The organism is Shewanella aegiceratis, assembly GCF_019457495.1.
Classification (GTDB): domain Bacteria; phylum Pseudomonadota; class Gammaproteobacteria; order Enterobacterales; family Shewanellaceae; genus Shewanella; species Shewanella loihica.
On record NZ_CP080416.1, the window covers coordinates 870,462 to 882,971 of the forward strand.

General features: G+C 54.1%; 10 protein-coding genes. 6 read left to right on the forward strand and 4 right to left on the reverse strand.

All coding sequences use genetic code 11. The features are described 5' to 3' along the window. Nucleotides 1–28 precede the first annotated feature (28 nt). Nucleotides 29–748, reverse strand: coding sequence for a tRNA1(Val) (adenine(37)-N6)-methyltransferase (locus K0H80_RS03905; RefSeq protein WP_220073175.1), 720 nt, complete (start codon nucleotides 746–748; stop codon nucleotides 29–31). 529 nt (nucleotides 749–1,277) lie between these two features. Here K0H80_RS03905 and brnQ point away from each other — a divergent pair. The 4 genes from brnQ (at nucleotide 1,278) to recJ (ending at nucleotide 6,368) form a co-directional block, all read left to right on the forward strand. After that, entirely contained in the window at nucleotides 1,278–2,588 is a 1,311-nt protein-coding gene (brnQ, locus tag K0H80_RS03910; RefSeq protein ID WP_258406167.1) for a branched-chain amino acid transport system II carrier protein, read from the forward strand. A gap of 78 nt (nucleotides 2,589–2,666) precedes the next feature. After that, complete coding sequence (xerD, locus tag K0H80_RS03915) at nucleotides 2,667–3,578, forward strand: site-specific tyrosine recombinase XerD (RefSeq protein ID WP_011864576.1); 912 nt, start codon at nucleotides 2,667–2,669, stop codon at nucleotides 3,576–3,578. Between the two features lie 220 nt (nucleotides 3,579–3,798). Next, nucleotides 3,799–4,524, forward strand: a complete 726-nt coding sequence (dsbC, locus tag K0H80_RS03920; protein WP_220073176.1) for a bifunctional protein-disulfide isomerase/oxidoreductase DsbC — start codon at nucleotides 3,799–3,801, stop codon at nucleotides 4,522–4,524. 119 nt (nucleotides 4,525–4,643) lie between these two features. Then, nucleotides 4,644–6,368, forward strand: a complete 1,725-nt coding sequence (gene recJ / locus K0H80_RS03925; RefSeq protein WP_220073177.1) for a single-stranded-DNA-specific exonuclease RecJ — start codon at nucleotides 4,644–4,646, stop codon at nucleotides 6,366–6,368. A 138-nt stretch (nucleotides 6,369–6,506) separates the two neighbouring features. Here recJ and K0H80_RS03930 read toward each other — a convergent pair whose 3' ends face one another. Beyond that, nucleotides 6,507–7,496 (reverse strand): class 1 fructose-bisphosphatase, encoded by a 990-nt coding sequence (locus tag K0H80_RS03930; RefSeq protein ID WP_144203984.1) that lies wholly within the window; start codon nucleotides 7,494–7,496, stop codon nucleotides 6,507–6,509. A gap of 206 nt (nucleotides 7,497–7,702) precedes the next feature. On the opposite strand from K0H80_RS03930, the gene K0H80_RS03935 reads away from it, so the two are divergent. Continuing rightward, a complete protein-coding gene (locus K0H80_RS03935) occupies nucleotides 7,703–9,955 on the forward strand; it encodes a S9 family peptidase (RefSeq protein ID WP_220073178.1) in 2,253 nt (750 codons plus the stop codon). 147 nt (nucleotides 9,956–10,102) lie between these two features. On the opposite strand, the gene K0H80_RS03940 is transcribed toward K0H80_RS03935, so the two are convergent. After that, a complete protein-coding gene (locus K0H80_RS03940) occupies nucleotides 10,103–10,660 on the reverse strand; it encodes a TetR/AcrR family transcriptional regulator (protein ID WP_220073179.1) in 558 nt (185 codons plus the stop codon). Nucleotides 10,661–10,759: 99 nt separating this feature from the next. On the opposite strand from K0H80_RS03940, the gene K0H80_RS03945 reads away from it, so the two are divergent. Next, entirely contained in the window at nucleotides 10,760–11,296 is a 537-nt protein-coding gene (locus K0H80_RS03945) for a dihydrofolate reductase family protein (protein WP_220073180.1), read from the forward strand. A 421-nt stretch (nucleotides 11,297–11,717) separates the two neighbouring features. On the opposite strand, the gene arcA is transcribed toward K0H80_RS03945, so the two are convergent. Next, on the reverse strand, nucleotides 11,718–12,437 hold the full coding sequence (gene arcA, locus K0H80_RS03950) for a two-component system response regulator ArcA (protein ID WP_011864583.1): 720 nt from the start codon (nucleotides 12,435–12,437) through the stop codon (nucleotides 11,718–11,720). Nucleotides 12,438–12,510: the final 73 nt, after the last annotated feature.

Genomic DNA, 12,510 nt, shown 5'->3' on the forward strand with positions numbered 1-12,510 from the left:
GCCGCTCGCCTCGACGATTAACCTTGTTTTAGAGCTTGAGGTAGAAGGCCTGAGTCAGGGCAGCCATAGCCTGGCTGTAGGCCCCAGAGGCATCTCGAATGCTGAGGTGCTCAGCCTCTATCGCTTCGCTAAACTCGGCGCTCGAGACGCCGTGGCTCAGGCAGAGCAGATGCCTTTGAGGCGCCTTAGTGGGCGCTGTGGTGATGTCGACCCAGGCATTTAGCTTGAGCTCAAAATCGGCTAGCAGGGGCAGAAATCGTCCCAGGCTGGCATTTGGCAAAATCAGGCTGGCCTTGCCCTGGGGGGCCAGCAGCTGCTTGATGGCTGACAATAGCTGGTCAAACGCCAGGCTGTCTGTGTGTCTGGCCTGGGCGCGCTTGCTGCACTGAGACTGAGGCCCGTTGTCGAAATAGGGTGGATTGCAGAGGATATGGTCGAACTTCGTTTGTACGCCGGGATACCACGCCAGCAGATCCGCCTGGATCAATTTGATGCGATCGCCCCAGGGACTCTGGTCGATGTTGTGTTGGCAGTCCTGCGCCGCCAGGGGGTCTATCTCCAACGCTTGTATCGCCGCCTCGCTGCGCTGGGCTGCCATCAGGCTCAGCAGACCACTGCCGGCGCCGATATCCAGTATGGTTTTGGCCTGGGTGAGTGGTGCCCAGGCGCCCAGCAGGACGCCATCTGTGCTGACGGGCATACCGCAGTGGCTGTCATCGACGTGAAATTGCTTGAAGGTAAAGGGCATGGCCTAACGTTGGAGATTAAAGATGCGTGGGGCGCATTGTACGTGATCCCGCCCAATGCAGAAACCCGCCAACGCCTGAAACTCGCTTGAGCCAGAAATTCGCTTGGCGCTGAAAGTCAACTGTTACAGGGGCGCAAAACAGTGAATCTTGCTAGGGCCAAATGTTGCCTGGTGTGAAGGGTGAAAACAGCCTGTGGCGAGTTTGTTAAAATTAGGCTCTCATTTGCATCGATCTGGCGCCGCAATCTTGTGTCTCGGCGGCCTTTTTGCTAATAGTAGGTCCTCCTATCGGGGCTGAAAGCCTTGATTTGAGCCAGGTAAGCCAGTTTGAATGCATTTTTAGCGTTAGTTAATCCTGCTGTCGTTCAAGAAGTAGCCAAGAATGGGCTAGATTTACCACGGAGACGTGTAATAAGAAGTTTACACGCAATGAAGGTCGCGGTCATTAGCCAATAATTTCCACTAAGCGATTAAGATCATTATACAAAGCAGATTAACGGGGCGTTGTGTGCAGAACAATAAATTGAGTATGACGGATACATTGGGCTTAGGTTTCATGACCTTTGCCTTCTTCTTAGGCGCGGGGAACCTGATCTTCCCGCCGCTGGCCGGATTCCTTGCCGGTGAGAACATGTCTTGGGCCATGATCGGCTTCCTGCTGACCGCGGTGACTCTGCCGCTGGTGACCCTGATTGCCGTGGCAAAGGCCAACGGCAAGGTGATGGGGCTACTGCCACCTCTGGCCGCGACCATGCTGGCGATCGCCATCTACATCATCATAGGCCCAGCCTTTGCCGCGCCTCGTGCAGGCCTGGTGGCCTATGAGATGGGCTACAAGCCTTTTATCCAAGATGCTCAGGCGAGTTTTGAAGTCGCCGGTGTCGTCTTCACCAGCTCACAGCTTCTCTATACCAGCATCTTCTTCGGCATCGCCATGTTGCTGTCGCTGTTCCCCGGTAAGCTACTGGACAGCGTAGGTAAGGTGCTTACTCCTATCATGATCATCCTGCTGGTGGGTCTGGCGGTCTCTGTGGTTGTGCTACCAGGCTCAGACGTGGCCGCTGCCGTGGGCGACTATCAGACGAACCCGCTAACCAAGGGGATCATCGAAGGCTATAACACCATGGACACCTTGGCATCGCTGATCTTCGGCATGCTGATCATCGACCTGCTGCGTAAGAAGGGCGTGGATTCGCCAAGAGAGCAGACCAAGTATCTGGTGCGCGCGGCCTTTATCGCCGCTGGTGGCCTGGCGTTCGTCTACGTATCACTCTTCTACCTGGGCGCGACCGCCGGTGACCTGGCCGTGGGCGCCGATAACGGCGGGGTGATCCTGACTAACTATGTGAACCATCAGTTTGGCGCCTCGGGTCAGCTGCTGCTGGCGGCCGTGGTGACCCTGGCCTGTCTGACGACGGTTGTCGGCCTGGTGTCTGCCTGCGCCGAGTACTTCAACGAGCTGATGCCTAGCCTCTCATACAAGCTATTGGTGGTGGTGATGAGCGTCACCTGCGCCGTGGTGGCTAACGTGGGTCTGGCGCAGCTGATCAACATCAGCATTCCTGTGTTGGTGACCATTTACCCAGTGGCGATCGCCCTGGTGGCGGTGACCTACTTGACCGAGCGTTTCGCCCAGCCTGCCTTTGCCCACCGCATGGTGTTGAGTGTGGCCCTGGTGTTCGGCATCATCGACGGCCTCAAGGCTGCGGGTGTCAACATGAGCATGTTCGACGTGATGCCGCTGTCGGCTCAGGGCATGGCATGGTTAATTCCGACGGCAATTACCATCTTTGCCTGTTTGATGGTCAAACGCCCACGAGGTGAAGCGGTATTAAATTGATGCCAGCCTAAGCCATAGCGTAAGATAGCGGTGTTAACTCTAAGAGTTAGCACCGTTTTTGTATCTAAAGGATTTCATGTGCTAGCTGAGAGCAACGAATATCAGACCGATCCCCTCATCGAGCCGTTTCTCGATGATCTCTGGGCCGCTAAGGGACTGAGCGATCACACGCTGCAGGCCTATCGCAGCGATCTCAGCCACTTCGATCGTTACCTAAATAAACAGGGCTCCAGCCTGCTATCGACCAGTCAGGCTGAGGTGCGTGACTATCTCGCGCTACGGGTCGAGCATGGCTTTGCCAAGACCAGCAGTGCCAGGCTACTCAGTAGCCTGCGGCGCTTCTATAAATACCTGCTGGCCAAGAAGCTGATAGAAGTTGACCCCATGGCGATGATCAAGCCGCCCAAGCTGGCGAGAAAGTTACCCGATGCCCTGAGCGAGGCGGACGTGGATCGTCTGCTTAGCGAGCCCAACCGGGAAGATCCCGTCGAGGCCAGGGATCGCGCCATGCTGGAGCTGCTCTATGCCAGTGGACTGAGGGTGTCTGAGCTGGTGGGGCTGACGCTGGATCAGATGAGTCTGAGGCAAGGTGTGGTACGCATAGTGGGTAAGGGCAGCAAGGAGCGCCTGGTGCCCTTTGGCGAGCAGGCGGGCGCAGAAATTGAGGACTACCTCAAGGCGGCCAGGTTCGAGCTGTTAAAAGGCAAGGCCAGCGACGTGGTGTTTCCCTCCAAGCGCGGCAATATGATGACCCGCCAGACCTTCTGGCACAGGATCAAGCTCTACGCCCAGCGTGCCGGGATTGCGGTGCATCTGTCGCCTCACACCCTGAGACACGCCTTCGCCACCCATCTGCTCAATCATGGCGCGGATCTGCGGGTGGTGCAGCTACTGCTGGGCCACAGCGATCTCTCCACGACCCAGATCTACACCCATGTGGCCAAGGCCAGATTGGCCCAGCTGCATCAAGCCCATCACCCCAGAGGTTGATGCGAAAGCCACAAAATTGCACTGCGAAGGCCTAAGTTAAGGCCTCCATTGCGATTATTCGTTTGCTTTAACGGCCTCGAGCATGTAACTTTTCTGCCTCTAGGCCGGTCTATAACAATGACATCTTGGTCATAGCAAGTTTTAGTAACAATTTAGGTTGGAAAACCGGCAGCCTATTTTGCTTTAATGCTATTAGCCCTAACACCCTATAGGAATTCTAATGAAGTTTACCCGAGCGCTCACCTTAGTTGTTGCCATGGTGGCCACGCCTCTAATGGCGGCATCAAACAACGTGGTCGACAATGGCGACCAGTTGAAGCAGAAATTATCAGATACCCTAGGCGTCGAGGTGCAAAACCTTAGCCAGTCGCCAATCCCAGGCCTGTATGAGGCGATCACCAACCGTGGCGTGCTCTACATCAGCAAAGACGGCACTAAGCTGTTTCACGGTAACCTGTACGATCTCGACAATGGCATGAAGAACCTCACCGAGGCCGCTCTGGCTGGCCCACGTATGGAGGCGATCAAGCCGTTTGAGCCAAACATGCTGGTCTACAAGGCCAAGGATGAGAAGCATGTGGTGACTGTATTTACCGACATCACCTGTGGCTACTGCCGCAAGCTGCACAACCAGATAGACAAGTACAACGACCTTGGCATCACGGTTCGTTACCTGGCCTTCCCTCGTCAGGGCGTGCCATCGAAGAATGCCAGCGATATGGAAGCCGTATGGTGCTCGGCCGACCCACTCAAGGCGCTAACCGATGCCAAGGCGGGCAAGCAGATCGGCGGCGCCAAGTGTGACGCTAAGATCGCCCAGCAATACAACCTGGGTCAGAGCCTGGGTGTTAACGGCACGCCGGCCATCATCTTGGAAGACGGTACCATGATCCCGGGTTATCAGCCGCCTGAGCAGCTGATCCAGGTGCTGGACCGCATCCAATAAGCCGCTAACGCGCGAAACAAGGTGAGCCTGGGCTCACCTTTTTTTTGGCCATCTTTTGCTGTGTGTTCCGAGCTGGCTTTGTTATGCTAGCGGCAAGATTTTTAGAGGTTGTTTGAGTCGTGATCCATAAGATAGTGCGCCGCCCCAAGGTAGATGACAGCCATCTGCCGAGTCATCTTTCTCCCATCCTAAAGCAAGTCTACGCCAGCCGAGGCTGCACAGTGGATGACTGCGAGTTGGCGCTGGCTAACCTGCTGCGCCCCGACACACTCAAGGATGTGGACAGGGCCGCGGCCATCATCGCCGATGCCATGGCCAAGCAGCAGTCGATTCTGATCGTCGGCGACTTTGACGCCGATGGTGCCACCTCCACCAGTGTCTGCCTGCTTGCCCTGCGAATGATGGGCGCGACGAATGTGGATTACCTCATTCCCAACCGCTTCGATTACGGCTATGGCCTCAGTCCTGAAATCGTTCAGGTGGCCCAGCAGAAGGGGGCTGAGCTGCTGATCACCGTCGACAACGGCATCTCCTCCATCGAAGGGGTCGCAGTGGCCAAGGCGCTGGGAATGCAGGTGGTGATCACCGACCATCACCTGCCGGGCAATAGCGTGCCCCAGGCCGATGCGATAGTGAACCCTAACCAGCTAGGCTGTGGCTTCGCCAGCAAGGCGATCGCCGGGGTTGGGGTCGCCTTCTATCTGATGTCGGCCCTGCGCGCCGAGCTGCGTAGCCGTGGCTGGTATCAGGCACAGGGCATACAGGAACCCAATCTCGCCACCCTGCTGGATATCGTCGCCCTGGGCACAGTAGCGGACGTGGTGTCGCTCGATACCAACAACCGCATCTTGGTCGACGCAGGCCTCAAGCGGGTGCGCGCCGGACGCTGCCGCCCGGGAATTACCGCGCTCTTGGAAGTGGCCAAGCGTAACACCTCCCGCATCGTCGCCTCCGATTTTGGCTTCGCGGTCGGCCCCAGACTGAACGCCGCCGGGCGCCTGGACGAGATGGCCTTGGGGGTCGAGACCTTACTGTGCGACGACATGATGCGCGCGCGCCGCATGGCCTGCGAGCTGGACGGACTCAACGCCGAGCGGCGTGAGCTGGAAACCGGCATGCAGCAGGAGGCGCTAAAGAGCCTAGAGAGTCTGTCGCTTAATGAGGCCGAACTGCCCTGGGGGATCGCCCTCTACCAGCAAGACTGGCATCAGGGGGTGATCGGCATCCTGGCGTCGCGAATCAAAGACAAATATCACAGGCCGGTGATCGCCTTCGCCGAGGCGGGCGAGGGGGAGATCAAGGGCTCGGCGCGCTCCATCAAGGGGCTGCATATGCGCGACCTGCTTGAGCTTATCAATGCCCGCCATCCCGGAATGATCATCAAGTTCGGTGGTCACGCCATGGCCGCGGGCCTGTCCCTGCGCGCCGGTGAGTTCGAGCGTTTCGCCAAGGCCTATGATGAGGCGGTGCGTGAACTGCTTGCACCCGAGCAGCTGACCGGCGAGATCGTCAGCGACGGCGAGCTAAGCCCGGCTCAACTCAACATGGCACTGGCCAGGGAACTGCGCAGTGCAGGCCCCTGGGGGCAGAACTTCCCCGAGCCGATATTCGACGGTGTGTTTCGTATCCAGCAGCAGCGGATCGTCGGCGAGCGTCACCTCAAACTCGTGCTCGAGAGTGAATGCGGCCAGACCATGGTAGATGCCATCGCCTTCAACGTGGACCTCACCACCTGGCCCGATGCCACCATCCAATACGCGGAGATCGCCTACAAGTTGGATATCAATGAGTTTCGTGGCAACGAGAGTCTACAGCTAATGGTTGAGCAGATCGAACCTAAGTAGCTTCGGTAATATTACTGCCGGCGCCACTTAGGGAACTGCTGGAATCAAAGTCGTGAATTGGCTTTTAATATGCTTGCCATGAGGCAATAAAAAAGTCGCCTGTTGGCGACTTTTTACTTTTTAAAGAAGCAGACTAGCTTACAGGCTTGGCTCTTCGCTGTAGTCCTGACCATGGTATTCGAGGCAGGCATCGACTTCGTTGGCCGAGCCTAAGATCACAGCGACGCGCTGGTGGATCTCGCTTGGCTGAATGTCCATGATGGTTTCATAGCCGGTAGAGGCCTTGCCGCCCGCCTGCTCAACCAGGAAAGACATAGGGTTTGCCTCGTACATCAGGCGTAGCTTGTATGGCTTTTCTGGGTTCTTGTTGTCGGTTGGGTAGGTGAACAGGCCGCCGCGTGACAGTACGCGGTGTACGTCGCCAACCATGGCGGCGATCCAGCGCATGTTGAATGACTTTTCGCGCGGCCCTATCTTGCCAAGCAGCAGGTCGGCGATATAGGTCTGCATCGGCGCTTCCCAGAAACGCTGGTTAGACATGTTGATGGCGAATTCGCTGGTGTCCTTGCTGATGGACATGGCTTCGTTGGTCAGCAGGTACTCGTTGGTCTCTGGGTTGAGGGTAAACAGCTGCACCCCTTGGCCTGTGGTGAGGGCCAACATGGTCGAGGGACCATATAGCACGTAACCTGCGGCCACTTGCTGACGGCCTGGCTGTAGGAAGCTCTGCTCGCTCAGCTCACCGCTTGGAGCCGGCAGTACCGAGAAGATGGTGCCTACCAGTGAGTTGATGTCGATGTTAGATGAGCCATCCAGTGGGTCGAAACAGACCAGGAAGTCACCGCTCTGACCTACCTCGACGATATGATCTTCCTCTTCTGAGGCCAGGCCTCGTACCGTGCTGTCGGCCGTGAGTGCCTCTTTAAGCATGTCATTGGTGATCACGTCGAGCTTCTTCTGGGTTTCGCCCTGAACGTTTTCCTGTTCGGTGGCGCCCAGTACGCCGGCGAGGGCGCCGTGGCGAACTGCGTGACTGATGGCTTTAGAGGTATCGGCCAGCGTGGTTAACAGCTGGGCCAGCGGGGCTTGAATTCCTTGAGAACTAAGGTGTTGTGCCAGAGTTTGCATGTTATTTCCTATGACAAATGGGAGCTAGGCTCGCACTGGAGGTCAGATCTTGTTTATCTTGTTATGCGGGCGATTCTACCCCAGATGAATCATTTTTTCAGCGGCAATTTAGCCCGTCTGGATCGCGGTTTTCGTTTTGTGTCACTTTAGGGCACAATGCTAGCCTGCAATTTGACCTATACCTGTTTTCTATCCAGGACATAATAATGACTAAAAAATGGATAAGTTCAGCCTTGATGGCGGTGCCTATGTTTTTATCTCACGCGGTAAGTGCGTCACAACCCCAACTTGCGCAGCCTGTTGGCGGCAATGAACCCCTCACCATAGAGAGGCTCTATGCCTCTCCCGCACTGGCGGGCAGCAGTCCCAGGGGCTTAAAGCTGTCGCCCGATGGTAAGCGTGTGACCTATCTGGCTGGCCGGGTAGAGGATCAACACTTCTACGATCTCTGGCAGATGGAGGTGGCAACGGGTAAACAGAGCCTGCTGCTGGATGCCGACAAGTTGAAGAGCGGCGAGCTGTCCGATGAGGAGAAGGCGCGGCGCGAGCGTCAACGCATCTATGGTCAGGGGATCATGGAATATTTCTGGGCGGATGACAGCCAGGCGCTGCTGATCCCGGCATCTGGCGCCCTCTATTACTATTCGCTGAGCGATAACAAAGTGACGCCGCTGCCGGTAGGGGAGGGCTTTACTACAGATGCCAAGCTGTCGCCTAAAGGCCATTATGTCTCTTTCGTGCGGGATCAGAACCTCTATGTCTTCGATCTGCGCAGCCAGAAGCTGACCGCCATGACTACAGACGGTGGCGGCGCTATTAAGAACGGCATGGCCGAGTTTGTCGCCCAGGAGGAGATGGACAGAATGACGGGCTATTGGTGGGCGCCGGATGAGTCGGCCATCGCCTTTACCCGTATCGACGAGTCGGGTGTCGAGCTGGTGACTCGCAACGAGATCTATGCCGATGGCATCAAGCTGACCGAGCAGCGCTACCCCTATGCCGGCAAGAATAACGTGGCCATCACCCTAGGTGTGGTAAAGCTTGCTGATAAACAGGTACGCTGGGTCGATCTGGGTGAGGAGAAGGATATCTATCTGCCGAGAGTGAAGTGGTTGCCTGATAGCCTGCAGCTGTCGTTTCAGTGGCAGAGCCGAGATCAGCACAGACTGGATCTGCGGATCTTAGATCTTCGCAGTCAAGATGCGCCCATGACCATGATCCGCGAGGAGAGTGACGCCTGGGTGAACCTGAATAACGACCTGCATTTCCTCAAGAAGTCGCCGCAGATGCTGTGGGCGTCAGAGCGTGACGGCTTTAATCACCTCTATTTGTTCGACCAGCAAGGGCGACAGCTCAGGCAGCTGACCAAAGGTGACTGGGCGGTGGACGAGCTGGTGCATGTGGATGAGCAGGCGGGTTGGGTCTACTTCACCGGCCGCAAGGCGAGCGTGGTCGAGCAGCATCTGTTTCGCGTACCGCTTAAGGGCGGCAAGATAGAGCAGCTGAGCAAGCGTAGCGGCATGCACACGCCGGTATTTGCCGACAATCAGGCGATCTACCTGGATTACTTCAACAGTCTGGCGCAGCCGCCGCAGATAAGCCTTCATGACGAGCAGGGCAAACGTCTGGCCTGGGTCGAGCAGAACAAGGTGGATAAGGCGCACCCTCTCTATCCTTACTTTGGTCAGTGGCAATTGCCCGAGTTTGGCCAGATAAAGGCAGAAGATGGTCAGGCGCTGCAATACCGTCTGTTTAAGCCGACGCAGTTTGACGCCACTAAGCAGTACCCTGTGGTGGTGCGTGTCTACGGTGGTCCCCATGCTCAGCTGGTGGTTAACAGCTGGAGCGAGCACGACTACTTTACCCAGTATCTGCTGCAGCAGGGCTTTATCGTGTTCCAGCTGGATAACCGCGGGTCGGCCCATCGTGGTACTAAGTTTGAGCAGGTGATCTACAAGCATCTGGGCGAGGCCGAGGTGAATGACCAGAAGGCTGGTGTCGACTACCTGCGTAGCCTCAGCTATGTCGATGGCAAGAATATCGCTATCTATGGCCATAGCTATGGCGGCTACATGGCTCTGATGAGCCTGTTTAAGGCGCCGGACTACTTCAAGGCGGCTATTTCGGGCGCACCCGTGACCGACTGGTCTCTGTATGACAGCCACTACACAGAGCGTTACCTGTCACACCCGGCGACCAATGCCGAAGGCTATGAGGCCTCTAGCGTACTGCCGTACGTCAAAGGCTATCAGTCTGGCCTGCTTATGTACCACGGTATGGCCGACGACAACGTGTTGTTTGAGAACAGCACCCGTGTCTATAAGGCGCTACAGGACGAGGGCAAGCTGTTCCAGATGATAGATTACCCCGGCTCTAAGCACTCGATGCGCGGTGAGAAGGTGCGTACTCACCTCTATCGCTCACTGGCCGACTTCCTCGACAGGCAGCTGAAACACTAAGCTATCGGCACTAGGCCTTAGTATAAAATCAAAGCCCTGTTGCTTATCGAAAGCAGCAGGGCTTTTTGTTGTGAGAGTCGTAAATTTCGATGGGGAAGCAAGAATGCCTTACTAGTTGAATATGAGTTTTCAGAAGAAACTTTTAAGTCAGGTTTCTAATGATTTACAAATCAGAGTCAAAGGCCCATCCATCATTTGGGGTTTAATTAACTCTGCATCATGGCAACAACTGGCTGATAACGCGAAGCCATGTAAGTAGTCAGCGAGTAAATCTAGACTATCTTTTTCTGTTTTCTCGTCTAGTGCTAAAGGGGCGATAATACTTCTATAACGCTCGGTAAATATTTGGGCGGGACCCAGGGATGTCATACTTAGCATGATTTGTAGTAGCCCGTTGTATTGCTGCAACAATTCAATATAGCTGACACATAAACGCCTTAATTCGCCTTGCCAATCAGGGTCTGCTTGAGGTTGATAGACTTCGGATACGAGCGAAGAGGTAAGGGCTTCTAACAATGCATTCTTGTTTTTAAAATAGTGATAGATTGCCATTGGATCCACGTTTAATTCTGTTGCCAATGAGCGGATACTCGGTGTTTTACTATCTCTTTTCATCAAAGACTTAGCTGCTTCTAGTATGCTTTGCGCACTTAACTGCGACTGTTTTCCATTAGGGCGTCCACGTTTCTTTTCATTGACACTCATTTGAGCTCCCGATAAACTTATCATTAATTCTACGGTGTAGAAATTATTTTAAACCATATTTTAGCTTGGCTCAATCACCATAAACTTGACGAGGTGCTCATGGCAAACATCGTATTTATTGCAACCAGTTTAGATGGATATATCGCAGATAAGCGAGGCAAACTCGACTGGCTACATTCAGTACCTAATCCAAACAATGTTGATACGGGATTTGTCGCTTTGATGGAGAGAGTTGACGGCTTAGTAATGGGGCGGAATACCTTAGATATGGTGCTGAGTTTTGATTGTGACTGGCCTTATAGTAAGCCGGTGTTTGTGTTGAGTAACACTATGACCGAAGTTCCTCAAGGTTATGAAGATAAAGTTTTTTTAGTTAAAGGGAAGCTAGTTGATATTATCGCTGACTTGAATGCGAAGGAATTCAATGAGCTATACATTGACGGTGGAGTGACGATTCAAAACTTCCTTAAAGAAGATCTGATCGATGAAATGGTGATTACTTGTTTTCCTATTTTACTTGGTGGTGGAGTCCCCCTATTTGGTGAACTTGAAACCCCACTAAGTTTTAACGTGATTAAGAGTGAAGTGGTATTAGATTCTTTGACCCAAACCACTTATCACCGAAAGAGAGCATAGAGACTTTCTTGTCGGAGAGTCGTGAATGTTCGAAAGGCCGACTCGATACTCAGCTATCGTTTTGGTTAGGTCTAAATCCTTCCCTGGGATTTTAGACATTCCCCACTTCCCTGTGGGTCAGGGAGGAAATGCCTTGAAATGTCTGGAACATTTCAGGCCCTGGCCACCGGGGATAACTCTCTATAAACAGAGAAAATCCATGTACAAATACCAAAGCTATCCATCCTTGGGCTTTGGCATAAGTGTTCCAGACACAAATCCCCTCTTTGGCCTTCTGACCTCCATGGAAGGAGGAAATGCCTTGAAATGTCTGGAACATTTCAGGCCCTGGCCACCGGGAATAAGTACAATCCATATACAAAAAAGCCAGTCGTTAGACTGGCTTTTTAATCGAATCACATTTGCGCTAGCTGGATGTGATTTATGCTTCTTCTAAGTTACCGCAGAAACGATAGCCTTCGCCGTGGATGGTGGCGATGATCTCAGGCGTATCTGGCAAGCTTTCGAAGTGCTTACGGATGCGACGAATGGTCACGTCCACGGTACGGTCGTGTGGCTTAAGCTCACGGCCTGTCATCTTCATCAGCAGGTCGGCACGGGTCAGGATCTTGCCTGGGTTCTCAACGAAGTGCAGCATGGCGCGGAACTCACTGCGCGGCAGCTTGTACGACTCGCCTTGTGGGCTCACCAGTGAACGGCTGTTGATCTCTAGGCTCCAACCGTTGAAGCGGTAGAATTCTACGGCACTCTTTTCTTCGGTTTCGCCGCCGGTGCTGTTGACGCGAGTCAGCAGGTTACGTGCACGGATAGTCAGTTCGCGTGGGTTAAATGGCTTGGTGATATAGTCATCGGCACCAATTTCCAGACCCAAGATCTTGTCAACTTCGTTGTCACGGCCGGTAAGGAAGATAAGGCCGATGTTATTGATTTCACGAAGTTCACGCGCAAGCAGCAGACCATTCTTACCTGGTAGGTTGATATCCATTACCACAAGATTGATCTTGTTTTCCTGCATGGCTTTATGCATCTCTGCGCCGTCATTGGCTTCAGTTACCACATATCCTTCAGCCTCGAAAATACTTCTTAGCGTGTTCCGGGTAACGGCTTCATCTTCAACGATCAGAATGTGCGGGTTTTGCATATTTATTTACCTAATATTTGTTTAAAACTGTTCTAACCATGAGCGCTAGTTGGTGCTGCTGCGCCCTATCTGT